The sequence below is a fragment of the Pseudoalteromonas sp. Ld20 genome, assembly GCF_045064175.1.
In the GTDB taxonomy this organism is placed as follows: domain Bacteria; phylum Pseudomonadota; class Gammaproteobacteria; order Enterobacterales; family Alteromonadaceae; genus Pseudoalteromonas; species Pseudoalteromonas neustonica.
In genome coordinates, this window is record NZ_JBISHB010000029.1 from 31,856 (window position 1) to 55,579 (window position 23,724).

The following is a 23,724-nucleotide window of genomic DNA, read 5'->3' on the forward strand; positions in this document are numbered from 1 at the left end:
ATACCTAAATTGTGTGAGATTGAACGGGATAGCTCTGGGTTCTTAATAACCTTAAGCTGTAATTATAGTAACAGATGGATTAGGGATATTCGAGCCTATGAAAGCTTTAAAAACACATATATTTAGTAAAAAACATGAATAATTTCAATGATACCGGTGTCATGAAAGTTGTTGGTTTTATGACACCGGTATCATTTTTTATGAACAAAAAAGCTGCAGTGTTTACAGCTTTTCAATGTGTACTTTTTTAAGAGGGGGGTTCTTAGTTAAAAATGGCTTTGATTTCTTGCTCGTTAAAAGAGTAGTCTTTTAAGCAATAATGACAGCTAATTTTGATTTCACCGTTTTCAGCTACGTCGTTAAGTAATTCTTGCTGACCAATATTAACGAGTGCGGTAATCGTTTTCTCTCTGCTGCAACCACATTTAAATTGGATTGCTTGTGGCTCGTATACACGAGGGTTATCTTCATGATAAAGGCGAGTCAGTACAGTGTTAGCATCAAGCTCTAGTAACTCTTTATCTTTAATCGTATTACTGAGTGCCTCTAGATGTGTAAAATCAGTAATAGATTTTTCTTTATTCACAGGTAAAACTTGCAGTAATAAGCCGGATGCTTTGGCTTTATCTTGAGTTGTATCAGTGGCAAACCACAATCGTGTCTGCAGTTGTTCTGATTGGGCAAAGTATGCTTCTAAACATTCTGCAAGCGTATCGTGCTCTAGTGGTACGATACCTTGGTAGCGCTCGCCCTTATCAGGTGTAATAGTTAATACCATCACACCATTACCAATTAGTTCTTTAACAGTACTACCTGTTACTTCACTTTGTATGCGAGCGATACCACGCATATTTTGTTTATCATCACCATTAATAACCGCATATTTTACAGGACCATCACCTTGTAACTGTACTGCAATATCACCTTCAAATTTTAATGTGGCTGTTAATAAGCACGTTGCAACGAGTAATTCACCTAATAAGGCTTTTACTGGTGCAGGGTAATTATGGCCTGCAATCATCTCATTGTAGGTGTGCTCAATTTGGACTAGCTCGCCGCGGACGTCTAGTTTTTCAAATGTATAACGGTGAAGTAGATCTTGTTGCATGGGTCGCTTTACCTAACTTGATTTCATTTTTAAAAGTTCGCGTCTTTGCTTTTTATCGGGTTTACGATCCGGATGTGGAGCAAAAAAGCTATTATTTTTGCGGGCAATACTATTTGCCTCGCGTTTTTCAATACTAGCTTGTGATTCTAGATATAAGGTTTGAGCAATGGGGGCACTTAAACGTTTATCAACTAATTTAAGTACAGTGATGAGCTTTTCATCAACACCTTGTGCTAATTTAATTTGTGCGCCTAGTTCAACTATTTTACTGGGTTTTGCACGTTGCCCATTATAATGTACTTTACCACCTTGTACCATGTCTCGTGCGGTGGCTCGGGTTTTATAAAAACGTGCAGCCCACAGCCATTTATCTAAACGAATGGCATTAATATCATCAGCTGAAGTCGAATTGCGGGTGTTTCCTTTTGAACCATTACTTTTTGACAAAATAGCACTCTTTTATTTCGCTGATCACAAATACAAAATTTAGCACGAAACCCACATTTAAAGAAATAGTTGGTGAGTTTTGTAGTGAAGTAAAAGCCCTAATTTACCTTGTTTACAAAGTTTAATATTAGTGCGCTTGTTGAATGAAAAATGAAAAGGTACTATAGGGCAGAGATATGGCAGTAAATTAAAATAAGAAATGGCATTTATGGAACAGCAATTACAGCAGCTAAAACATCTAGTAAATAAATTACCCCACGCTAAATTAAGCTGGGTGGTAACTCTTTTAGCTATTGTTTACATTGCTTTTTTATTAGCTAAAGCGTTTTGGCTTGCATGGCCAGAGCCTACGAATTTAGCCCTCCCACCAAGCAGTATGAATGCTGCAAATAATTCATCCGAGCGTGTAAATTCTAAGTCAATATTAGAGCAGAATTTATTCGGTAAAGCCGATGTTGTGCTTGGTAAACAGCCTACCAAACAAGCTAAAGTGATTAATAATGCACCTGAAACACGGTTAAGCATTAATTTAACAGGGATTGTAGCCGTTAGTAATAATGATTTAACGGGGCTTGCGGTTATTGAGTCGCAAGGACAACAATCTACTTACCTTGTTGATGATGTAGTGAAAGGAACACGGGCAAAGCTTGCTCAGGTATTACCTGATCGAGTGATATTAGATGTGAGTGGGCGTTTTGAGACATTAATGCTTGATGGACTCGACTTTACTAAAACAGTCTCAATGCCTGTTTTGGCTCAGCGTGAAGAGGATGAGTCGGAATTAGATGAGGGCCCACAGATGGAAGGTGATCGTCAAATTGATGCCACATCTAATCAAGAAGTCAAAGAAGCAATCATAGAAACCCGAGAAGAACTATTAAAAGATCCTGGTAAATTATTTGATTACATCCGTGTATCTCAGGCAATGAAAGACGGCGAGCTTGTTGGCTATCGCTTAAGTCCAGGTAAAGACCCTGTGCTATTTAAGCAAATGGGATTACAAAATAACGATTTAGCTGTATCGATTAACGGCTATCAACTAACAGATTTAAAACAGGCCATGTCAGCCATTAATGAGCTGCGTAATAGCACCGATGCCAATATCACTATTGAACGTGATGGTGAGCAAATCGATGTACAATTTAGCCTGCAATAACTTAGCTTTGGAGTTTTAAAATAATGGTTCACGCGCTACACCTCAAAAAAATCAGAAAAGGGTTAGCTAAGTACGCAACACTTTTTTTTGCGGCCAGTTTATCTTTGTCAGTATCTGCCGTTGAGTACGCTGCAAACTTTAAAGGGACCGATATTAACGAGTTCATTAATATCGTAGGTAAAAACCTTAATAAAACAGTGATCATTGATCCTAACGTACGCGGCAAAGTAAATGTTCGCAGTTATGAGCTGATGGATGAAGCGCTCTATTATCAGTTTTTCCTAAATGTGCTTGAAGTTTACGGTTATTCAGCGGTAGAGATGGATAACGGCATTTTAAAAATCGAAAAAAGCTCTGACGCTAAAAAGTCGAATGTTCCACTGATCACTGAGGATAATCAGGCCAGCGGCGATATGATGGTGACGCGAGTTGTTCGCGTTAAGAATGTTAGCGTGCAAGAGCTTGGTCCGTTAGTGCGTCAATTTAGCGACCAAAAAGATGGCGGTCATGTTGCTAACTTCAATGCCGCTAACGTTATGATGTTGACGGGTCACGCAGCATCCGTGAATCGTTTAGTCGAAATCATTCGCTCTGTTGACCAAGCGGGTGATAAGCGCGTTGATATTGTAAAACTAAACTTTGCCACGGCAGACGACGTGGTTTCAGTGGTTGAGAATATTTACAAAGATACAGGTAAAGGCAGCGTTCCTGAGTTTTTAATTCCTAAAGTGGTTGCCGATGGCCGTACAAACAGCGTTATAGTCAGTGGTGAAGGCCAAGCAAGAACCCGCGCAATTGAGCTTATTAAGCGTTTAGATGGTGAATTGCAAAATCAAGGTAACACAAAAGTTATTTACCTTAATTACGCCAATGCTGAAGATCTTGTTAAAGTACTGCAGGGGGTAAGTAAAACACTTGGTGAAGAAGGCCAAGGTGGGGCAACCAAAACCCGTAGCCGTAGTAAAGATGATACAAGTATTGAAGCTCACCCAGATTCAAACTCGCTGGTAATTACCGCTCAACCAGACACAATGCGATCACTTGAATCAGTTATTGCACGCTTAGATATTCGCCGTGCGCAGGTACTCGTAGAAGCAATCATTGTTGAAGTTATGGAAGCTGATGGTATCAACTTTGGGCTGCAGTTTATCTCAGAGCAAGGCGGAATGATGCAGTTTAACAACGGCAATTCAGTCCCTGTAGGGTCGCTGGCCGTTGCAGCTGAGGTAGCTCGTGATAAAACAGTAACAAAAACCCTTACCGGCGTTAATAACGAACTAACAGAGTATGATGAAACTCAAGAAGGTGATTTAGGCCCATTAGGCGCATTACTGGGTGGTATTAATGGTTTAGCCATGGGTATTGTTAAAAATGACTGGGGCGCGATCATCCAAGCAGTGTCTACTGACACCAACTCAAATATCCTTGCCACTCCATCCGTAACAACGATGGATAACGAAGAAGCGTCAATGATCGTTGGTCAAGAAGTACCAATTATCACGGGCTCGCAAACAGGCTCTAATAATAACAACCCATTCCAAACTGTTGAACGTCAAGAAGTTGGTATTAAACTCAAAGTAACACCCCAAATTAACGATGGCAGTGCTGTTCAACTTATTATTGAACAAGAGGTTTCTGGTGTAAGTGGCGCCACTGCGGTGGATATTTCAATTAATAAGCGTGCTATTAAAACAACGGTAATGGCTGATGACGGTGGTATGGTTGTACTAGGTGGTTTGATTGATGAAGATGTACAAGAAAGTGTATCTAAAGTGCCGCTACTAGGTGATATCCCTATTTTAGGGCATTTATTCCGCTCTACCAGTACCAGCAAACGTAAACGTAATCTCATTATATTTATTCGCCCGACCATTATTCGTGATGGTATAAAAATGAATAAATTAAGCCACTCAAAATATAACTTTATTCGTGGTGAGCAACAAATAAAGCGAGATGACGGGATTGATTTGATGCCGCTAACTGATTCGCCAATATTACCAGAGTGGAATGACGCATTAATCTTGCCACCAACGTATGAAGAATACTTAAGAAAGCAAAATGCAGACGAGCGCAACGATGACTGATGCAATCACTGAAATCAGCGAAGAGCATGCAAAGCCACAAGATAGCAGCGACTTGATGACCAGCGATGATCTTGTTGAGCTACCCAATAAGCGTTTGCCTTTTTCGTATGCAAGGCGTGCGGGTATGTTATTAAGCAAAAATAATGATGACCGTGTCGTTTTCTACCGTGGTGAATTGGATATTGAAGCCCTGCTAGAAGTACGCCGTATTGCCGGTCATGGCTTTACACTTGAGCAATTACCAGATGATAAATTTGAATTGTTGCTCGAAGCATCGTATCAACGCGATAGCTCTGAAACTCAGCAAATGATGGAAGATATCGGCAATGAAGTGGATTTATTTTCATTAGCAGAAGACATGCCACAAACTGAAGATTTACTCGCTGGGGATGATGACGCGCCAATTATTAAATTGATCAACGCTATGCTTAGTGAGGCAATCAAAGAGGGTGCATCTGATATTCACATTGAAACCTTTGAGCAAGAGTTAGTAATTCGCTTTAGGGTTGATGGTGTGCTTAAAGAAGTACTTAAACCAAACCGTAAACTGGCCTCTTTATTGGTTTCGCGTATCAAAGTAATGGCGAAACTCGATATTGCTGAAAAGCGAATTCCGCAAGATGGTCGTATTAGTTTACGTATTGCAGGTCGTGCTGTTGATGTACGGGTATCAACCATGCCATCTAGTTTTGGTGAACGTGTAGTACTTCGTCTACTTGATAAAAACAATGCACGTTTAAATCTTGAAGATTTAGGAATGACTTTACGTAATCGCGAGTTATTCTCTGATTTGATAAGTAAACCGCATGGTATTATTTTGGTGACCGGGCCAACCGGCTCAGGTAAAAGTACCACGCTTTATGCTGGTATGAGTCAAATTAACTCTCGCGATCGCAATATATTAACGGTTGAAGATCCAATTGAGTATGAAATCCCAGGTATTGGCCAAACTCAGGTCAACGCAAAAGTTGATATGACCTTTGCTCGTGGCCTTAGAGCTATTCTACGCCAAGATCCTGATGTCGTAATGGTTGGTGAAATACGTGATTTAGAAACGGCTCAAATTGGTGTGCAAGCATCACTGACTGGCCACTTAGTTATGTCAACGTTACATACCAATACAGCAGCGGGTGCTATTTCACGTATGGAAGATATGGGGGTAGAGCCTTTCTTACTTTCATCGTCATTATTAGGTGTGTTGTCACAGCGCCTAGTACGTACTTTATGTAAAAGCTGTAAAGAAGCTCACACCGCAGATGAGCGTGAATGTGAATTACTCGGCGTGCCGTTTGAGAATCCACCGACAATTTACCGCGCAGTGGGTTGTGAAGAATGTAACTTTAATGGTTACCGTGGACGTACGGGTATTCATGAGTTACTTGTTGTTGATGAAACTGTACGAGAGCTTGTGCACAGTGGTAAAGGTGAGCAAAGTGTTGAAAAATACATTCGTAAACATACACCAAGTATTCGTCAAGATGGCTGTAGCCGCGTATTGGCTGGTAAAACGACCCTTGAAGAAGTGTTACGTGTAACACGTGAGGAAGGTTAATAATGGCTGCGTTTGAGTATCGCGCGTTAGATGGTCGTGGCAAAGATAAAAAAGGTATTTTAGAAGCGGATACCGCTAAACAAGTTCGTCAATCCCTGCGTGAACAAGGGCTCACTCCATTAGAAGTGATCCCCGCAGCACAGGGAGATAAACAGATTAAAGGTGAAAAAACTACGTTTTTAGGTGGTTTTTTTAAACCAAAAATATCTACATCGGATCTTGCATTAATCACTCGTCAGCTCGCTACTTTAATTCAGTCAGCACTGCCTGTTGAAGGAGCTGTTATGGCTGTCGCTGAGCAATGTGAAAAGCCACGCTTGAAGCGCATGTTGATGTCGGTACGCTCTAAAGTTGTAGAAGGTTACACCCTTGCTGATGGTATGTCTGAGTTTCCGCACGTATTTGATAACTTATACCGAGCAATGGTTGCGGCAGGTGAAAAGTCAGGCCATTTAGATGCTGTTTTGAATCGTTTAGCAGATTACACGGAACAACGTCAGCACATGCGCAGTCAAATAACGCAAGCAATGGTATATCCGGTTATATTAGTTATTTTTGCAATCGGCATTGTATCCATTCTATTAGGTACTGTAGTGCCTAAAATATTAAAAACGTTTGAAAAATCTAAACAGGTTTTACCATGGACGACAGAGTGGGTAATGGCCGCGAGTAATTATGTGCAAAATTACTGGTTTATAACTCTTGTGCTGTTTACGTTGCTTGTTATAGGGATTAAACACGCATTAAAACAGCCAAAAATTCGCTTTTGGTATGATGCTAAAATTTTAATATTACCCGGTATTGGTAAGGTTGCGCGTAGTATAAATACGGCTCGTTTCGCGCGCACGTTGAGTATTCTGTCATCGAGTTCGGTGCCATTACTCGAAGGTATGCGGATCTCTGGCGAGGTACTGATTAATGAAAAAATTAAGAAAGCGGTAGCGGATGCATCAACGCGTGTCAGTGAAGGTGCGAGCCTTCGAGCATCGCTACAAGAAACCAAATTATTTCCACCGATGATGCTACATATGATCGCCAGTGGGGAAAAATCGGGTGAGCTTGAGCAGATGTTAGAGCGTGCAGCGAATAACCAAGACCGTGAATTTGAAAGCATGGTAAATGTCTCGCTAAAACTCTTAGAGCCTGCGATGATAGCGTCAATGGCAGTGATCGTATTGTTTATTGTTATGGCCATATTACAACCTATTATGGCGATGAATAAAGCGATTGGGCTGTAACAGTTTCAGGGATATCGTAATGCACTTTACCGTATTGCGATGAATTAATTATTAAGAAAAATAGAGGTACATACGTGAATAAACAATCAGGTTTCTCATTGCTAGAAGTTATGGTGGTACTGGTTATCATTGGCATGATCATGTCAATCGTGGCACCAAATATTATGGGTCAACAAGAAGAGGCGGCAATCGATAAAGCGCATTTGGATATCCAGCAGCTTGAAGATGCAATGAGTCTTTATAAATTAAAAAATAAAGCGTACTTAACGACAGAGCAAGGCTTAGAAGGTTTAGTGACACAAACCAGCGTAGAGCCAACACCAAGACGTTTTCCTGAAGGTGGTTTTATTTCTAAGCTACCAGAAGACCCATGGGGTAACCCATATCTATTAATCAGTCCAGGTGAAGTGGGTAAAATTGATATTTTTTCAATGGGACCAGATGGCGAAGCGGGCACTGATGATGATATCGGTAACTGGGACGAAGAAAAACAGTAATGCATAATAATTCAGCGGCGTTATTCTTTTTAGTACAGGGCTTAGCATGTTCTTAAGCCCCACAGCTAACTCACGCGCTACAAAATTGAAGCCACCAACGCGTGGCTTTAGTTTAATTGAAATACTCGTTGTGTTGGTGGTCATCGCCTTTGCAACAAAGATGGTGGTATACAGCCTTGATGGCGGTGTTGAAGATGAGCTTGATAAGCAAGCGCTGAGGCTGCATACCACCATTAATATGGCATCTGAATTTGCAATATTAAATCAGGTTGAATTAGGTTTTCATATTGACGAAGATACCTTTGAATTTTTAGTATTTGATGGCGAAAAGTGGATTGTGTTCGATCGCGATAAACTGTTTGCACCCATTAAAGTTGATGAGCGTCTTAAATTGACACTTAATCTAGAAGATCTCGCATGGGCTCAAGATAACCTTTTAGAGCAATCTAACTGGCAGGAGCTGATGAGCGGCGGTGATGACGATGATTTTTTAGAGCTTAAAAAACTTAAAATCCCGCAAGTCCTTATTTTATCTTCTGGTGAAGTTAGCGCGTTTCAACTTGTTTATGAATTAAAAGACGAAAGAGAGCCTCTGTATTTCATTGAAGGGGAGTTTTCTGCTCCTGTAAACCTACGCCGAGAACCTGAATAATGCTTAATAATAAAGGTTTTACTTTACTGGAAGTGATGGTGGCGTTGAGTATATGCGCTATGGCGGGTATTGCTGCTATGCAGGCAACGGGCGATCACATTAATCATTTATCAAGCCTTGAAGAGCAAACTTACGCATCATGGGTTGCTGAAAATGTATTGGTTGAACAACGGGCAAAAGGCAATAAATGGCAAGGAAAAAACGGCGCTAAAGGCACTGAGGTTATGGGGGGCGTTGAATGGTATTGGCGACAAGACGTGGTTGCCACAGCTGATAAAACCTTTGTAAAAGTGACTATTAATGTTTTTAGTGATGAAAAACTAGAATACTCAATCTATGAACTTACTAGCTACTTAAATAAAGGTGGTCGTTAAGTGAAGCAGCGCGGATTTACCTTATTAGAAGTGATGGTAGCGCTGGGCATCTTAGCCTTTGTCATTTTGGCTACTCATCAAATACTGGATTCGACCACTAAAGCAAAAGAAGCGTCGGACGAAAAAATTGCAGAATTAAATGGTTTGCAAACGACATTCAGGCTAATGGATCAAGATTTTAGCCAAATGACAAAGCGAGCCGTTCGCGACGAATCTGGCGATATACAAGAGTTTTATCTATTAGCGGGACGTTATACATTAAATAGCCAATATGACGGCATAGGCTTTGTACGCGATGGTTGGGTAAACCCAATAAATTTATTACCTCGCTCAGAACTACAAGCAGTGGGTTATCGCGTGATAGATGACAACTTAGAGCGTGTGCATCGGGTGTATGTGGATCAGCTTGATAATCTTGAACCGCGTGTGCAAGTAATACTCGAAAATATTGAAGATCTTAAATTTGAGTTTTTAGATGACAAAATTGAATGGCAAGAGCAATGGCAAAAAAAGGAACTCCCTAAAGCGGTTGCTGTGACTATTACGCGTATTGATGAAGAGCCATTAAGGCGCATATTTTTAGTGCCAGGTAATGGCCAAGGGGGCAGTGTTGAACCATAAACCCCAGCAAGGCGCCGCACTCATAATTGTGTTGTTTATTGTTGCTTTAGCTTCAATATTGGCAGTTGAAATGAGTAGCAACCTGCTAATTCAGGTACAGAAAAGCACCAACATTCAAGGGCATCAGCAAGCAAAATGGTACGCCTATGCAGCGGAAGAGTTGGCAATAAAGGCATTGTTACAAAGCAAAAAAGACGATCCGGATAAAACCACACTAAAGCAGATTTGGGCTCAACAAGGTGATGTACCATACCCTGTTGATAATGGCACACTTCAAGGTAAAATTATTGATTTACAAGCGTGTTTAAATTTAAACGCATTGCGTGTAAAAGCAGCAACACAAGCAGGGAGTACAAGTAGAACAAACCCTGCACATAAGGCTCTACTTGCATTGCTTGAAAATATTGAAGACCTGCAATCAGATGAATCAGAAGAAGCGATGGCTGACAGTGTGTTTGATTGGCTAGACGAAGATAGTATTACGTATCGTTCGGGTGCAGAGGAGGACGAATACTTGTCGCGTCAATTTCCGTATATGACAGCGAATAGTTATTTTGCCTCAACATCAGAGTTACGTTTAGTTAAGGGCTTTAACCCGCTTGTAATGGAAAAAGTACTGCCTTACGTATGTGTTATACCAGGTAGTGAGTTATTGGCAATTAATGTTAATACGCTCGACCCCGAAAATGCCTTATTGCTTAGCGCAATGATTGATGGTTTGGATATATCTGGGGCGCAAGCCGTTTTAGCAGCACGCCCAGATGATGGTTTTTCAAATATAGAAGAATTTTTTGAGCAAGTGAATCAACAAGGGGCTCAAAATGTTAAGTCCGTTGAAAAGTTGTTCACCATAAATAGCGAATATTTTAAATTACAATCGCAAGCTGAATTTGTTGAGCTGCGTTTTTCGATGACCACATTACTGCAAGCCAAAGATGGTGAAGTAACGATACTGGCGCGAAAATTTGGAGGCGTACAGTGACAGAAATACTTTTGATCCGCACGGGTCAAACCCAGCAAGATAAAATTAATTGGTTGATTTACTCACCACTAGAACAAGAAATTATTGCCAGCGGTGACTTACCCAATGCAGAGCAATTGAGTGAGTTAACTGAAAAATCACAAAATCGAGAAGTGGTGGCATTGCTGCCCTGTGATCAAGTACAGCTTAAAACCGTTGAGCTACCTACTAAGTGGAATCGTAAACTCGAACAAGCATTACCCTATATGCTTGAAGAGGATATTGCGTGTGATGTTGATGATTTATTTATAGCGATAGCTGAACCGTCAATGATTGGTGATAAGCACGCAATTAATGTTGCGATGACAGATCGCGACTGGTTTGAATCTTGGTTAGCTGTATTTGTTGAGCATGATATAGAAGTATTTAAATTATTACCCGATGCAATATTACTACCTACAGCAGAAAATGATGCCTTAAGTGTAATTGAGCTGGGCGAACAGTGGTTGTGTAAGCACGGCCTGTGGCGAGTTGGCGCAGTAGAGCAAAGCTGGCTAGCAGAATATTTAGCAGCGCTAGGTAATCCACATGTTGAGCACTATAGCCCTGCGTCACAATTCCCTGAGACAATTGATTTAACAGCGCAGACAGATGCTTATGATTTACCATTAGCGTTATTTGCAAAGCAATTACCGAGTGTGAAATTCAACCTTCGCCAGGGGCAGTACCAACTTAAAAAGAAAACGTCTTTATGGTGGGGATATTGGAAAAATGCTGCGATAGCAGCGAGCGTTGCTTTAGTGGGGTCAATCGTTATTAAAGGTGTTGAATTGCACCAATTGAATAGCGAAATAGACATAGCAAAAACACACGTTGTTGAACGTTACCAAAAAGCCTTTCCGGGTAAAGCACTGAACCCTCATCTGATTAAAAGCCAAATTAAAGGTGAGCTCGCCAAACTTGATGGCGTTAGCAGTGCAGGCTTTTTAGACCTTACCAATGAGCTGGTTAGTGTGTTTAGTCAGGTTCAAGAGTTTAAGCCTGAAACGCTACGTTATGATCAACGTCGTAATGAATTAAGAGTGCGTGCTCGGGGTAAAGATTTTCAAACATTTGGTAAAGTTAAAGCAATCCTTGAGCAGCGTGGTTTAACAGTTGATCAAGGGTCATTGAACAATGATGGCGACTTTGTAGTCGGTGAAATAAAACTACGAGGTGCAGCATGAAACAACAGTTACTAAAACATTGGCGTTCTTTAAAAGAGCAAGAACAACAGTTAGTAATGATTGCGGGTGTTATTTTTATTATTTTTGTACTTGTTATGGGGATTTTTAGACCGCTCAATAATGCCATTGCTGAAGCACAGAAAAATCAGCTTAAACAGCAAGAGTTATTGACTTGGGTTGATACCAGTATTGTTAAATTGAAAGCTGGAAGTTCACGTGCTGTCATCAACAACCAAAATCTAAGTCAAATAGTCAATGCAACGCGTGGCCGTTACGATATTACAATTAGTAAAATGCAGCCGAACGACAACGCACTAAGATTAACGATTGACACAGTGCAATTTAATAAGTTAGTGCAATGGCTAGATGAGTTAGTAAATGACAAAGGTGTGATGATCGAAAACCTCGATTTGAGCCGCGATGACAAGCAAGGCTATGTTCGAGTTAGCCGATTGGTATTAGAGAAGTAAGCATGAAAAAAACAGCCACACTTATAGTAATATTTATCATTAGTTTTATCGTGTTTGCTTTGTTAAAAACGCCCGCTGCTGTGGCGCTTAACCTTGCGAGTAAATACGTGCCTCAAGACGTACAAATAGGCAAAGTGTCAGGTACTGTGTGGCAAGGCCGAGTAATGCAACTTCGTTATCAGGGGGAGCAAATTAATAGCTTAACATGGGACATCTCTGGTTGGGCGTTATTTACAGGACAGCTTAAAGGTAATGTTAAGTTTGGTAATGCACGTGAAAAGACGGATATATCCGGTCGTGCAGATTTTAGCTATGGTTTGTTTAATCAAGCTATAACATTGTCAGATACAACACTGCGTTTAACTGTTGAGCGAGCGATGATGCGCTTACAGTTACCTTTGCCAATCAATGCCAAAGGACGAGTGATTGTACAATTGGATGAATTTTCTTCAGGGCAACCGTATTGCAATGCATTACAAGGTGAGATTTCTAGCCAGAATATTGATGTTCAAGGTTTATCTGGTTGGTTTAGCATTGGCCCTCTTAGCGGCCAGTTAAGCTGTAAATCAGGTGATGTTGCAGTGTTGGTTGATCCAGATAATCGCCTAGGGCTCGCAGCCGATGCAACACTCAAAGCGAATATGAACTTTAAGGTCGCAGGGTATATAAAACCTGACGCGTCACTACCAAAAGAAGTGCATGATGCGACTAAGTTTTTAGGCCGTGCTGATAGCGATGGCCGTTTTCCATTAAATTTTTAAGTGTTATTGAGTTATCTTATGCAAATACCTGAATTTACTCTGCAACATAGTCAGCAACTAAGTGCATTTTTAGCGAGCCGAAAAGGCGCAATGACATTGCCGCAAAGCCAAGGTTATTTATTCGCGATAATATGTTCGCCCGAGCCGTTAGATGTTCACGAGTGGCTTGAGCAGATAATACCTGATACACAAGGGCAACTAGAGGAGCAGATGTTATTCTCCTTTATGGCTATGTACCACCAAATTAGCGAGCAAGTCTACGAAACGGGTTTTAAACTCCCTGTAAGCTTGCAAATAGGTGCTGATAATGAAAACTACCTAGATTTACATGAATGCCAACAGTGGTGCTTGGGGTTTGTACACGGCTCGCAATCTTATGTTGATAAGTTAATGCAAGCAGGTTCACTTTCCGTTGAGTTAAAAGAAGCATTGCAAACAGCTTATGCGAGTTTGGGATTTTTTGCTCTAGAGCCTGAAGTGATAGCAACAATTGCTCAACAAAATCAGTTAAGCGATGCGCAACTGAGTCAGCAGCAATATGAGTTAATGGGTGATTTTGCACTAGGTTTTGCTGAACTGATAGAAATCATTGCAGTACAAAGTGGCTTATATACGGATGAGGAAGACAGCTGGAACTAGGGCGTGTTGACCTTTGTGGATTGAAATTCGTTCAATCTAGGGGCTATTTAATCGCGGCGCGAGGTTTGTAACCTAGCAGGCTAAGTAAAAACCGAGCAAAGCTTGTACGTCCTGCTCACGCCCTTTACCTACATCCGTGTAGGTAACAAAGAGTCAATCCCCCTGGGGTATATAGCAGGGGATACCTGCTATATTAGATCAAGTATGATTTCAGTACAGTTTTGCGGGCATTTAGCGATGCCTTTTCCATGCTGCTGAGTTTTTAAATCTAACGTCAGCACTCCTTGGCACTTTTCGCACTTCACGGTCTGTCCTTTAGCGAGCTTTTTCAGCAAGTTTTTATGCTGGTTAAACGACGCGCTACTTTTTTTTGTTAATGCTGAGAAATCCACTATTTAGCTCTATTTTCTATCAGTGACTCGGATACGATAGAACACACTGTAGCTAGACGATCTTCATAAAAATATAAATTAAGGTCTTTACTATTACAGTAACGCGTATGGAACAACTGCAGTTGCTCATCTGTTTTTAAGGTATCTTCTAGATACTCGCGTTCAGATCCTGATAGTGTGAGTGCAGAGCTAATTCGGCTTTTAGCCATGCTAGCACCTCTACCTCGGTTTATATTTCCAGCATCACTGAGTACGCCAACACCTTCCCCTAATAGTTTTTCTCTAGGTTCTTTTATCATTGGGTGGTCGATAGTAAATAACGCAAGTATTACAACAACAAGTACAAGAAATTTCTTCATATGAATAAACTTTGATCTAAGCGGGTATGAATTGACCACTAGTGTAATAAAATGCACCTTTGTAAAGCAAGTAAGTTAGGTGAATAAATTATTAGCATTGAATTTCAGTTTTTCTAAATAGAGTTGGTATAATGCTTATGAACAATTAGATTTTTCAGAAATCTCTGAACATAACGAAGCGCTATGTCGGTTTCTGCACTATTTTTAGTATGAGCTTTCTATATTTTATTTATTGAATAAAGCCATATGATTGTTCAACTTTCATTCTCCAAGCGGCGTTGAGGAACTTCGATGGAAAAGCAAATAAAAGTAAAGAACATACCTTCTGAGGTGAAGATCGAGAAACCAGATCTTAATGCCCCACAAGATAGATTTAACCCCCGAAACCGCATTTATGTGCGTGCAGTAACTGGTTTACACCAACTGCTAAGGCAGCGTATCGGTTTTCTTGGCATGTTAGCGTTTATGGCGTTGCCATGGATAAACTTTAATGACCAACAAGCCGTGCTATTTGATTTGATGGGTCAAAAGTACAATATATTTAGCCTAACGTTATGGCCGCAAGACTTTACTATTCTTGCTTTTATTTTAATGCTTGCCGCATTTGCATTATTTTTAGTGACTACCTTCTATGGCAGAGTGTGGTGTGGCTATACATGCCCCCAAACAGTGTGGACCTTCATCTTTATTTGGTTTGAAGAGAAATTAGAGGGGACTGCCAATAAGCGCAAAAAGCTTGATCAGCGGCCGATGGATTTCGATAAGCTGTGGCGAAAAACAGCTAAACATACGAGTTGGATTGCATTTTCGCTTTACACTGCACTGACATTTGTTGGTTATTTCACACCTATCCGAGAGCTACTTCCTGATTTTATCACCTTTAATGTGGGTGGTTATGCGCTTGTGAGTATTTTAGTATTTGCAGCGTGTACATACGCAAATGCGGGATGGATGCGTGAAATTATGTGTTTACATATTTGCCCCTACTCACGCTTTCAATCAGCAATGTTTGATAAAGACACCTTCACCGTTAGTTATGACGAAACTCGCGGCGAGAATCGTGGTCCTCGTAGCCGTAAAGACGATCCTAAAAATCTAAACCTCGGTGACTGTATTGACTGTAACTTGTGTGTTCAAGTATGTCCGACCGGTATCGATATTCGAAATGGCTTGCAGGCAGAATGTATAAACTGTGGTGCGTGTATTGATGCATGTGATGGTGTGATGGATAAAATGAGTTACCCACGCGGGCTTATTTCATACACGACGGAGCGTAACTTAGAAACGCCGGATAACAAAACAAACCCATTGCGACCTAAAATTATTGGTTACATTGTGATTCTAGTTATATTAAGCACTGCGTTGGTTGCAAATATAGTCATGCGTAAACCGATGGACTTAGATATCATAAGGGATAGAAATCAGCTTTATCGAGTCGATTTTGATGGTTTAGTTGAGAATACATACACCCTTAAAGTAATTAATAAAGCGCAATACGAGCAAAGCTTTAATATTAAAGTTGAAGGGTTGGAAAACTTTAAATATATAGGCAAGCAAACTTTCACTGTGCAGGCCGGTGAATCACATAATGTACCATTATCACTAGTAATGGACCCATATGATTTGAAAAAGCCTATGACCGAGTTTAATTTTATCTTATCGCCAGTGGATGAGCCGAGTTCACAAATTTCGCAGCCGAGCAACTTCTTTAAAGCACGATAGTTAAGTACACTATCACTTAATAAAAAGCGGGATTTTCCCGCTTTTTTTATATTGATGAGAATTATGAGTAAATTTAGCTTTGTAGACTTAACCCCAGATTCAATTTTAGATGCCGTTGAAAGTATCGGCATTTATGCCGAGTCTGGCTTATTAGCATTAAATAGTTATGAAAACCGTGTTTATCAATTTAAAGCTGAAGATGGCAATCGCTATGTTGTTAAATTTTACCGACCTGAGCGCTGGAGCAAGGCACAAATACTAGAAGAGCACTTATTTGCAGCGGAGTTAGCTGATGCCGAGGTGCCTGTTGTTGCGCCGATTAGTCGTAATGGTGAGAGTTTATTTGAACATGACGGCTACTTGTTTACGCTGTTTCCAAGTGTTGGTGGACGTATATTTGAAGTTGATAATTTAGATCAGCTTGATGTACTTGGGCGTTTGATAGGCCGAATGCATCAATCAGCAAAAGTCAGTGAATTTAGTCACCGGCCTACAATTAGCTGTGATGAGTATTTAGATACAGCTAAAATTCAGCTTCAAAACAGTAATCTAGTGCCAAGTAGCCTAACTACAGCGTTTTATACCATTTTGGATATGGTGATCGATAAGACCAAATCACTCTATCAACAAGTCAGCACAATACGCCTGCATGGAGACTGCCACGCAGGTAATATTTTGTGGGCGGGTGATGCGCTCATGTTTGTAGATTTAGATGATAGTCGCCAAGGTCCTGCTATTCAGGACTTATGGATGATGCTAAGTGGCGATCGAAACAACCAACTGTTACAGTTAGATACCTTGGTGGCGGCCTATGAAGAGTTTTGTGATTTTGACCACTCTCAGCTTAAATTGATTGAACCATTACGTGCTATGCGTATGATCCATTACATGGGATGGTTAGCTAAACGCTGGGATGATCCTGCATTTCCACGGAACTTTTCGTGGTTTGCGGATGACAAATACTGGGAGCAACAAATTTTAGCATTAAAAGAGCAGTATTCTGCACTACAAGAACCAGCGCTAAAATTACTGCCATAAATAAATTATTTTAAAAAAGTGAATCGAGAGTCCAATGCTTAAAAAATTAAAACTGAGTCTTCTACTTTTATGTTTACCCTTTGCAGCTATGGCCGCAGACTTTAAAGCGGGTGATCAATATGATGTATTGAATATTGAAAAAAGCAAAACGCCCCAAGTAACCGAGTTTTTCTCATTCTATTGCGGACATTGCTTTAAGTTTGAGCCCGTCGCTAAAGCGATCGAAAAAAGCTTGCCTGAAGGTGCTGAGTTTATTAAAAACCATGTAAATTTTCTTGGTGGTTTAACACCACAAGTGCAAAGTAACTTAAGCTACGCTTATATCATTGCTAAACAGCATAATAAAGGTGAGAAAATTGCGGATCAAATCTTCAACAGTATTCATGTTCAACGCGCACCGCTTGATAACATTAAAGATGTTAAAAAGTTACTTGAAGTGAATGGTATTGATAATGATACATTTAATAGCGATATTGCCAGCATGCCAGTTATTTCAGCAGAGCGTGCTATGCAAGATAAGCAAAATAAATATTCTGAAATGGGCGCTTTGACCGGCGTACCAACATTCATCGTAAACGATAAATATAAAATAAATATCAATACCATTAAGAGCCAAGAGCAGCTTAATGAGTTAGTAGAATTTTTATTAGAACAATAATTTTTTGGAGTTAATTGATTATGATTAAATTAGTTAAAGCAGGATTACTTGCCTTATTACTACCTTTGGCGGCAAATGCGGCGCCAACGACTTACGAAGAAGGCGTGCATTATGAGATTGTCTCTGAGCGTGCGAGCAAAAAACCTGAAGTAAAAGAGTTCTTTTCATTTTATTGCCCAGCGTGTAATAACTATGAAGCGCTACTGGCTGAAGTTAAACCAAAATTAAATACGGGCGTTGAGTTCAAAAAAAGCCATGTGGATTTTGTCGGTGTGCGAGACCCAGAAAATCAGCAAATGATCTCTCAGGCTCTAGCAACAGCTGAAGTGCTACCACAAAAGGATGCATTGATTGCCGCTATGTTTAACCATATTCACGCCAAGCGCGCAAAGTTTAACGAATTAGCAGATATAAAAGATGTATTTGTTGCCCAAGGTGTTGATGGCGACAAGTTTGATAAAGTTTATAAGAGCTTTTCAGTGCGCACTATGAGCTCGAAGATGAAACGCGATCAAAATTACTATAAAGAAAAGGGCGCACTACGTGGCGTACCAACCTTTATCGTCAATGGTAAGTATAAGCTTAACTTAGGTCGTGAAACAGGTATTACAGAACCTGATGATATTAGTAAACTGATTAACTATTTAGCTGCTAAATAGCTAAATACAAAATTATGATGAAAGCCCCGGATGCGGGGCTTTTTTGTTTATAGAGATGCATGATGGAAAAGATTTTCGTATCGAGTTGTTTGTTGGGCGCCCCCGTACGTTATGACGGTAAAGGCCAGGCATTAAAACACCCCCAATTAGCCACTTGGCAGCAGCAAAAAAGAATCGTTTCTTTTTGTCCGGAAGTTGCTGGTGGCTTACCAATTCCACGAGCCCCTGCAGAGTTAAAGTCACAAAAAGTAATAACCAAAAGCGGTGAAGATATGACTGCTGAGTTTGAGCTTGGTGCTCAAAGAGCGTTACGCTTTTGTAAGCTAAACCACATTCGGTTTGCATTACTAAAAGAGTCGAGCCCGTCATGTGGGCGAAATAATATCTACGACGGCACGCATAGCGGTATAAAAATCATAGGTATGGGTTTAACTGCGGCATTATTAGAGCAAAATGATATAAAGGTATTTAGCGAAATGCAAATACCAGCGCTGTTAAAAGCACTGGCACAGGAAGTATAGCTATTTTATCAAAGCGCCTTTTTTTGTAAAAACACGCCCGACTCAATATGGTGGGTGTATGGGAACTGATCAAAAATAGCGAAACGTTTAACGTCATGCGTACGGGTTAAGTGGTCTAAATCGCGTTCTAGTGTCTCAGGGTTACACGAAATATAAATAATGCTCTCGTAATTGGCGACTAAATCACATGTTAATGTATCCATGCCTGCGCGTGGTGGATCTACTAAAATAGTTTGACAATCGTAGCTGGTTAAATCAATTCCTTCTAACCTAGAGAATGTACGCTCGCCGTTCATTGCTTGCGTAAACTCTTCACTCGACATACGAATAATATCTAAATTGGTTACATTATTTTTAGCAATATTATATTGCGCCGAATGCACCGATGACTTAGATATTTCTGTTGCCAATACACGGTTAAATGAGCCAGCTAGCGCAATTGAAAAATTACCATTGCCGCAATAAAGCTCAAGTAAATCATTCTTAAGAGGTTTACATAAATCTTGTGCCCACTCCAGCATTTTGATGTTCACTTGTGCATTGGGTTGAGTGAAGCTATTTTCTACCTGCTGATAAATAAGCGCTTGGCCATTAACCGTTAAGTGCTCGGTTACATAGTCAGTGCCTAGTACTTCTTTTTGTTTACGCGCGCGACCAATAAAGTCAATTTTAAATGAATGGCTTAGCTTTTCTTTTAAGGCTTTTATTTCAGCCATCCACTCTTCATCAAGTGGCTTGTGGTAAAGTAAACTTACTAAAATTTCACCACTGAGAGTCGATAAGTAGTCAATCTGAAACAGTTTGCGGCGCAGGATTTCACAGTCTTTAAGGTTATCAATCATCGCTTTCATTACTTCACCAATTAATGGCGCAGCAGGGTCAAACTCATCGACCCTAATTTTTTCTTTTGTTGCTTGGTCAAACATGATGTGAAACAGATCGTCGCCATCATGCCAAACTCTAAATTCAGCTCGTTGACGGTAATGAATTGGTTCAGAGGCAAATACGTCTAGTTGTTCAACACCAAAGCGTTGGAATTGCGCAATGATACGTTGCTCTTTTTCTGTTAATTGTGCATCGTATTCAGTTGTATCTATCTTTATAACCGCCATTACCTAATACCTTATCTCATTATGCTGTTTATCGGCGCTATTGTAGGGGGCAGAGAGTATTTGTCTAGTTTTGAGTAATAGTAAATGCTGTTTTTTTGTACGTATCGCTTTAGTTATTCGTTTTTAGGCCGATAATGAAGTAAGCAGAAATAGGAGTCGGATCATGAAAATTGGTAACTTTGGCTTTGTTCCAAATAATAATGTCAATAAATACAGCAATAAAGGCGCATTGCAGCAGCCTACAATACAATCTCCCCAAGATAGCTATCAGCAACGTGGCAAAGAATTAGCTGCAAAAGTATTGGGAGATAAAATGGCTGAAGCCTTAGGTTTGCCGATCGCTGAAGAGAAAAAAGACAAGCCACTGTTTGATTTTGATGAAATTGTCAAAAATGTGCTTAGCTTTGTTACTGGCGCAGTTAAAAAGGCACAGGTCGATGGCGCAGACAATGAGAAATTAAAAGGTATGCTTGATGACGCACGTAAAGGTGTGCAAATAGGTATCGATGGCGCGTTTGAAGAACTAAAAGATACCGGCATCTTAAATGATGAAATTGAAGAAGGTATAGAAAAGTCAAAAGAGGGCATTTTTAATGGCCTCGATGAATTTGAAGATGACTTATTTAATCCCAAGCCAGATTCAGTAAGTGTTACGCAGGCGCAATATTTAAGTTTAAGTAATAACGCGCAATATAACTTCACGACCGCAGAAGGTGATGAAGTGAGTATTAGTTTTGCCGATGCATTCAAACAGCAATCAGCAAGTAGTTACCAGCGTAATGGTCAAAATGAAGGTTATGCGAGTGAATCATCGCAATCACGAGAGCTATCATTTAGCATGTCAGTCAATGGCGATTTAAATGAAGATGAGCAAGAAGCCATTAACGCCCTTATGGAAGACCTACAGAGTGTCAGTAAAACATTCTTCGGTGGTGACATGGAAGATGCATTTGAGCAAGCTAAAGAGCTAAATCTAGGTAATGAACAGCTGGTGGCATTTTCAATGGATTTAAAGCAAACCAAAACGTTCGCGGCAATAAAAGGCTATGAAGAAAATAAGCCTGCGCCAGAAAAAGCAATTACCGAGAAGGTCGCGCCATTTAACAGTGATTTAAAAGATGCATTTAATAAAGCAGGTGATCTTGCATTGCAAAATGAGCTGTCAGGTATTTTGCAATGGTTAAATCAAGATCAGGAAGAAGTCGGCAAGCTAGTTGATTATACCAAGGCCATGTTTGAACAAATGAACAAGTTACGCTCAGCAACACTAGAGGGTGAAGCTTAAGCTTTATTTTAGAAGATGTGCATGGCAAACTGGTCAGCTTAGGTTTAGTTTGGAGCGAGTCGTTTGTCAGCACATATAATGGTATTTGATTCTGGAATAGGGGGGACAACCGTTCTTGAGCATATTCAGAAGCAGCTCCCATATGCACGCATTAGCTATTTTATGGATAATGCATTTTTACCCTATGGTAAATTGAACCAGCAAAAAATTATTGAACGCCTCAGAGGTTTACTGCACTTTATCGAAGTGAACTCACTTAACGTTGATGTGTTAGTTATAGCATGCAATACGGCATCCACTTCAGCATTGAGTGCTATTCGATCATTAACACACATTCCTATAGTAGGCGTAGTGCCTGCCATTAAACCTGCCGCAAGTATCACGAACAGTCATCACATAGGCCTACTCGCAACACCAGCAACGATAAGCAGCCCATATACACAGCAATTAATCGAAGACCATGCTTCATCTATCACTGTTAGTTTATATAGTAGTGTCGCGTTAGTCGCTATTGCTGAATATGCCTACTTAAATGGAGTGGTCGACATAGACAAGTTAAACGCCGAGCTTAGAGAGTTATCAATTAATCAAAGTATTGATGTTTTGGTATTAGGGTGTACGCATTTTCCCATTTTAGCGTCGGCGATTCATGCATTTTATCAAGGCAGCATTAAATTATTAGATTCGGGAGCGGCGATAGCAAAGCGGGTAGAAACTGTGCTTATAGAGAAAAACTATTCCTTAAACAGCAAAGTTACTTTTGATCACAAAAAAAAGCCGCTGCATTATTATGCAACGGCTTCTATTGTCATTGATGAGCAACCGGTGGAGCTAGTTACACTGACTGATCCGATTCAGAACGAAAAGAGTTAGGCTCGTCATCTTGTTTTTGTTTTGCTTCACGAACTTTCAACGTACGTTGTTGGAACTCGCTATCGTTTAACTTAGCAATTGCATTATCAGCATCTGACTCTGCCATTTCAACAAAACCAAAGCCGCGGCGCTTGCCAGTATTTTTATCCTTTAATAAACGAACATTAAACACTTTACCTTGCTCTTCAAATAAAGCACGAACAACACCTTCATTTGCACGATAAGGAAGATTGCCTACATAAAGTGTTTTTGTCTTTACTTCGGCTTCTTCTAAATCGTCAGACGACATTGCAGCAATAACAACACCACCAATTAGTAAACCAGCACCAAATAACAGTGCAGGACTTAATTGTAGGCTTGAAAGCGCAAAATTAACTATAACGAAACCAATAACAGCAAGGATAACTGAAGAGATAAGAGATTTTTGATCGGGTAATTTCATTTTTGATCTACCAATAAACAGGAAATAAACATTAATTTAACATTGTGAACTTGCTATCTTAACGCGATAAATGAACATAGCAATGGTATTTATGTGAAATTATCTAATTTAGCTTAAAAAAACAGCTCTGTAGTAGGCGTGAATTATCATTTTAAGCCGATTAGCACGCTTTTTGAGCGAACAGTCAAAATATCGAAAAAAAGTGTTGATCTGTTTTTGGATCTCCCTATAATGCGACCCCACTGAGACGGGAAACGCCAACGCATAGCGAGGCACGGACTTATCAGAGAGTTAAATAAAACTTCGGTTTTAAATATTCCAAAAGAAAATTTAAAACAAAGTGTTGACTCGAAAAATAAAGGGTGTATTATTCGCATCCCTTGAGTCGCTAAAGCGAATCAAAACGTTCTTTAACAATATAAAGCAATCATCTGTGTGGGCACTCGTACAGATTGAGTTCTAACAGCCGAGCTTAACTTTCTTTTTAGATAGGTAAGCAAGGCAAAAAATTTAGAGTCTCAATGTGATTTCTCGAAAGAGAAACTGAGTGACCAACAGAATAGTTATTTTTAATAATTATTCGGCACAGTCAATTCAATATCGAAAGATATTAAATAAATTCAGAATTCATTGAGCAGGTTCTTCATTCTTTATTGGATGAGAACAGAAAAAACTTTTAATTGAAGAGTTTGATCATGGCTCAGATTGAACGCTGGCGGCAGGCCTAACACATGCAAGTCGAGCGGTAACAGAGAGTAGCTTGCTACTTTGCTGACGAGCGGCGGACGGGTGAGTAATGCTTGGGAATATGCCTTTTGGTGGGGGACAACAGTTGGAAACGACTGCTAATACCGCATGATGTCTACGGACCAAAGTG

General features: G+C 40.1%; 25 protein-coding genes and 1 rRNA gene. 21 read left to right on the plus strand and 5 right to left on the minus strand.

What is annotated here, in order from left to right; all coding sequences use genetic code 11:
• Positions 1-262: 262 nt before the first annotated feature.
• Together hslO and hslR are read right to left on the minus strand one after the other, a co-directional pair.
• Positions 263-1,108 (minus strand): Hsp33 family molecular chaperone HslO, encoded by an 846-nt coding sequence (gene hslO, locus ACJJVX_RS05560; RefSeq protein WP_054206830.1) that lies wholly within the window; start codon positions 1,106-1,108, stop codon positions 263-265.
• 12 nt (positions 1,109-1,120) lie between these two features.
• Positions 1,121-1,498: a ribosome-associated heat shock protein Hsp15 gene (hslR, locus tag ACJJVX_RS05565; RefSeq protein WP_054206855.1), complete on the minus strand. Its 378-nt coding sequence runs from the start codon at positions 1,496-1,498 to the stop codon at positions 1,121-1,123.
• Between the two features lie 265 nt (positions 1,499-1,763).
• On the opposite strand from hslR, the gene gspC reads away from it, so the two are divergent.
• The 13 genes from gspC to ACJJVX_RS05630 all read left to right on the plus strand — a co-directional run bounded on the left by gspC (position 1,764) and on the right by ACJJVX_RS05630 (position 13,786).
• Positions 1,764-2,711: a type II secretion system protein GspC gene (gene gspC / locus ACJJVX_RS05570; protein ID WP_054206831.1), complete on the plus strand. Its 948-nt coding sequence runs from the start codon at positions 1,764-1,766 to the stop codon at positions 2,709-2,711.
• Between the two features lie 23 nt (positions 2,712-2,734).
• Positions 2,735-4,795 (plus strand): type II secretion system secretin GspD, encoded by a 2,061-nt coding sequence (gene gspD / locus ACJJVX_RS05575; RefSeq protein ID WP_054206832.1) that lies wholly within the window; start codon positions 2,735-2,737, stop codon positions 4,793-4,795.
• Complete coding sequence (gene gspE / locus ACJJVX_RS05580) at positions 4,788-6,347, plus strand: type II secretion system ATPase GspE (RefSeq protein ID WP_054206833.1); 1,560 nt, start codon at positions 4,788-4,790, stop codon at positions 6,345-6,347. Before gspD ends, gspE begins: the two co-directional genes overlap by 8 nt.
• A gap of 2 nt (positions 6,348-6,349) precedes the next feature.
• Positions 6,350-7,585, plus strand: a complete 1,236-nt coding sequence (gene gspF / locus ACJJVX_RS05585) for a type II secretion system inner membrane protein GspF (RefSeq protein ID WP_054206834.1) — start codon at positions 6,350-6,352, stop codon at positions 7,583-7,585.
• 74 nt (positions 7,586-7,659) lie between these two features.
• Positions 7,660-8,082 carry a type II secretion system major pseudopilin GspG gene (gene gspG / locus ACJJVX_RS05590; RefSeq protein ID WP_054206835.1) on the plus strand — a complete coding sequence of 141 codons (423 nt, stop codon included), beginning with the start codon at positions 7,660-7,662 and terminating at the stop codon, positions 8,080-8,082.
• A 46-nt stretch (positions 8,083-8,128) separates the two neighbouring features.
• Positions 8,129-8,734 carry a prepilin-type N-terminal cleavage/methylation domain-containing protein gene (locus ACJJVX_RS05595; RefSeq protein ID WP_054206836.1) on the plus strand — a complete coding sequence of 202 codons (606 nt, stop codon included), beginning with the start codon at positions 8,129-8,131 and terminating at the stop codon, positions 8,732-8,734.
• On the plus strand, positions 8,734-9,108 hold the full coding sequence (gspI, locus tag ACJJVX_RS05600; RefSeq protein ID WP_054206837.1) for a type II secretion system minor pseudopilin GspI: 375 nt from the start codon (positions 8,734-8,736) through the stop codon (positions 9,106-9,108). The genes ACJJVX_RS05595 and gspI overlap by 1 nt, the downstream gene beginning before the upstream one ends.
• Positions 9,109-9,729, plus strand: a complete 621-nt coding sequence (gene gspJ / locus ACJJVX_RS05605; RefSeq protein ID WP_054206838.1) for a type II secretion system minor pseudopilin GspJ — start codon at positions 9,109-9,111, stop codon at positions 9,727-9,729.
• The gene (gspK, locus tag ACJJVX_RS05610) at positions 9,719-10,711 is read left to right on the plus strand and encodes a type II secretion system minor pseudopilin GspK (protein WP_405630569.1); all 993 of its coding nucleotides are present in this window, start codon (positions 9,719-9,721) and stop codon (positions 10,709-10,711) included. The genes gspJ and gspK overlap by 11 nt, the downstream gene beginning before the upstream one ends.
• The gene (gspL, locus tag ACJJVX_RS05615) at positions 10,708-11,916 is read left to right on the plus strand and encodes a type II secretion system protein GspL (RefSeq protein WP_054206840.1); all 1,209 of its coding nucleotides are present in this window, start codon (positions 10,708-10,710) and stop codon (positions 11,914-11,916) included. The genes gspK and gspL overlap by 4 nt, the downstream gene beginning before the upstream one ends.
• Positions 11,913-12,386, plus strand: coding sequence for a type II secretion system protein GspM (gspM, locus tag ACJJVX_RS05620; RefSeq protein ID WP_405630572.1), 474 nt, complete (start codon positions 11,913-11,915; stop codon positions 12,384-12,386). The genes gspL and gspM overlap by 4 nt, the downstream gene beginning before the upstream one ends.
• 2 nt (positions 12,387-12,388) lie before the next feature.
• Positions 12,389-13,147 (plus strand): type II secretion system protein N, encoded by a 759-nt coding sequence (locus ACJJVX_RS05625; RefSeq protein ID WP_054206842.1) that lies wholly within the window; start codon positions 12,389-12,391, stop codon positions 13,145-13,147.
• An 18-nt stretch (positions 13,148-13,165) separates the two neighbouring features.
• Positions 13,166-13,786, plus strand: coding sequence for a UPF0149 family protein (locus tag ACJJVX_RS05630; protein WP_169328465.1), 621 nt, complete (start codon positions 13,166-13,168; stop codon positions 13,784-13,786).
• A 391-nt stretch (positions 13,787-14,177) separates the two neighbouring features.
• Here the strand turns inward: ACJJVX_RS05630 and ACJJVX_RS05635 are convergent, their stop codons facing one another.
• A complete protein-coding gene (locus ACJJVX_RS05635; protein WP_054206845.1) occupies positions 14,178-14,537 on the minus strand; it encodes a hypothetical protein in 360 nt (119 codons plus the stop codon).
• A gap of 291 nt (positions 14,538-14,828) precedes the next feature.
• Here ACJJVX_RS05635 and ccoG point away from each other — a divergent pair, with 291 nt between their 5' ends.
• The 5 genes from ccoG (at position 14,829) to ACJJVX_RS05660 (ending at position 19,135) form a co-directional block, all read left to right on the plus strand.
• Positions 14,829-16,259, plus strand: coding sequence for a cytochrome c oxidase accessory protein CcoG (ccoG, locus tag ACJJVX_RS05640; protein ID WP_054206846.1), 1,431 nt, complete (start codon positions 14,829-14,831; stop codon positions 16,257-16,259).
• A 63-nt stretch (positions 16,260-16,322) separates the two neighbouring features.
• A complete protein-coding gene (locus ACJJVX_RS05645) occupies positions 16,323-17,297 on the plus strand; it encodes a serine/threonine protein kinase (protein ID WP_054206847.1) in 975 nt (324 codons plus the stop codon).
• A 34-nt stretch (positions 17,298-17,331) separates the two neighbouring features.
• Entirely contained in the window at positions 17,332-17,955 is a 624-nt protein-coding gene (locus tag ACJJVX_RS05650) for a thiol:disulfide interchange protein DsbA/DsbL (RefSeq protein WP_054206848.1), read from the plus strand.
• A gap of 20 nt (positions 17,956-17,975) precedes the next feature.
• Positions 17,976-18,614, plus strand: coding sequence for a thiol:disulfide interchange protein DsbA/DsbL (locus ACJJVX_RS05655; protein WP_054206849.1), 639 nt, complete (start codon positions 17,976-17,978; stop codon positions 18,612-18,614).
• A 62-nt stretch (positions 18,615-18,676) separates the two neighbouring features.
• Positions 18,677-19,135 (plus strand): DUF523 domain-containing protein, encoded by a 459-nt coding sequence (locus ACJJVX_RS05660; RefSeq protein WP_054206850.1) that lies wholly within the window; start codon positions 18,677-18,679, stop codon positions 19,133-19,135.
• Positions 19,136-19,143: 8 nt separating this feature from the next.
• On the opposite strand, the gene trmA is transcribed toward ACJJVX_RS05660, so the two are convergent.
• Positions 19,144-20,247, minus strand: a complete 1,104-nt coding sequence (gene trmA / locus ACJJVX_RS05665; protein WP_054206851.1) for a tRNA (uridine(54)-C5)-methyltransferase TrmA — start codon at positions 20,245-20,247, stop codon at positions 19,144-19,146.
• A gap of 163 nt (positions 20,248-20,410) precedes the next feature.
• Between trmA and ACJJVX_RS05670 the strand changes: the two genes are divergently transcribed.
• Positions 20,411-21,532, plus strand: coding sequence for a DUF5610 domain-containing protein (locus ACJJVX_RS05670; RefSeq protein ID WP_054456063.1), 1,122 nt, complete (start codon positions 20,411-20,413; stop codon positions 21,530-21,532).
• A 63-nt stretch (positions 21,533-21,595) separates the two neighbouring features.
• Positions 21,596-22,405: a glutamate racemase gene (murI, locus tag ACJJVX_RS05675; protein WP_405630575.1), complete on the plus strand. Its 810-nt coding sequence runs from the start codon at positions 21,596-21,598 to the stop codon at positions 22,403-22,405.
• Here the strand turns inward: murI and ACJJVX_RS05680 are convergent.
• Positions 22,368-22,847: an RNA-binding protein gene (locus ACJJVX_RS05680; protein WP_054206854.1), complete on the minus strand. Its 480-nt coding sequence runs from the start codon at positions 22,845-22,847 to the stop codon at positions 22,368-22,370. The genes murI and ACJJVX_RS05680 overlap by 38 nt on opposite strands.
• Positions 22,848-23,524: 677 nt before the next feature.
• On the opposite strand from ACJJVX_RS05680, the gene ACJJVX_RS05685 reads away from it, so the two are divergent.
• Positions 23,525-23,724: ribosomal RNA gene (locus tag ACJJVX_RS05685) — 16S ribosomal RNA — on the plus strand; the annotation flags it as partial.

Excerpts from the sequence above, each read along its gene's own strand:
- gspE (WP_054206833.1), top strand. The coding sequence starts at position 4,788 with ATGACTGATGCAATCACTGAAATCAGCGAAGAGCATGCAAAGCCACAA.
- ACJJVX_RS05655 (WP_054206849.1), top strand. The coding sequence starts at position 17,976 with ATGATTAAATTAGTTAAAGCAGGATTACTTGCCTTATTACTACCTTTG.
- gspF (WP_054206834.1), top strand. The coding sequence starts at position 6,350 with ATGGCTGCGTTTGAGTATCGCGCGTTAGATGGTCGTGGCAAAGATAAA.
- ACJJVX_RS05660 (WP_054206850.1), top strand. The coding sequence starts at position 18,677 with ATGGAAAAGATTTTCGTATCGAGTTGTTTGTTGGGCGCCCCCGTACGT.
- ACJJVX_RS05645 (WP_054206847.1), top strand. The coding sequence starts at position 16,323 with ATGAGTAAATTTAGCTTTGTAGACTTAACCCCAGATTCAATTTTAGAT.
- hslO (WP_054206830.1), bottom strand. The coding sequence starts at position 1,108 with ATGCAACAAGATCTACTTCACCGTTATACATTTGAAAAACTAGACGTC.
- trmA (WP_054206851.1), bottom strand. The coding sequence starts at position 20,247 with ATGGCGGTTATAAAGATAGATACAACTGAATACGATGCACAATTAACA.
- ACJJVX_RS05630 (WP_169328465.1), top strand. The coding sequence starts at position 13,166 with ATGCAAATACCTGAATTTACTCTGCAACATAGTCAGCAACTAAGTGCA.
- ccoG (WP_054206846.1), top strand. The coding sequence starts at position 14,829 with ATGGAAAAGCAAATAAAAGTAAAGAACATACCTTCTGAGGTGAAGATC.
- ACJJVX_RS05595 (WP_054206836.1), top strand. The coding sequence starts at position 8,129 with ATGTTCTTAAGCCCCACAGCTAACTCACGCGCTACAAAATTGAAGCCA.
- gspC (WP_054206831.1), top strand. The coding sequence starts at position 1,764 with ATGGAACAGCAATTACAGCAGCTAAAACATCTAGTAAATAAATTACCC.
- gspD (WP_054206832.1), top strand. The coding sequence starts at position 2,735 with ATGGTTCACGCGCTACACCTCAAAAAAATCAGAAAAGGGTTAGCTAAG.
- ACJJVX_RS05625 (WP_054206842.1), top strand. The coding sequence starts at position 12,389 with ATGAAAAAAACAGCCACACTTATAGTAATATTTATCATTAGTTTTATC.
- gspI (WP_054206837.1), top strand. The coding sequence starts at position 8,734 with ATGCTTAATAATAAAGGTTTTACTTTACTGGAAGTGATGGTGGCGTTG.
- ACJJVX_RS05635 (WP_054206845.1), bottom strand. The coding sequence starts at position 14,537 with ATGAAGAAATTTCTTGTACTTGTTGTTGTAATACTTGCGTTATTTACT.
- ACJJVX_RS05650 (WP_054206848.1), top strand. The coding sequence starts at position 17,332 with ATGCTTAAAAAATTAAAACTGAGTCTTCTACTTTTATGTTTACCCTTT.
- gspM (WP_405630572.1), top strand. The coding sequence starts at position 11,913 with ATGAAACAACAGTTACTAAAACATTGGCGTTCTTTAAAAGAGCAAGAA.
- ACJJVX_RS05680 (WP_054206854.1), bottom strand. The coding sequence starts at position 22,847 with ATGAAATTACCCGATCAAAAATCTCTTATCTCTTCAGTTATCCTTGCT.
- ACJJVX_RS05670 (WP_054456063.1), top strand. The coding sequence starts at position 20,411 with ATGAAAATTGGTAACTTTGGCTTTGTTCCAAATAATAATGTCAATAAA.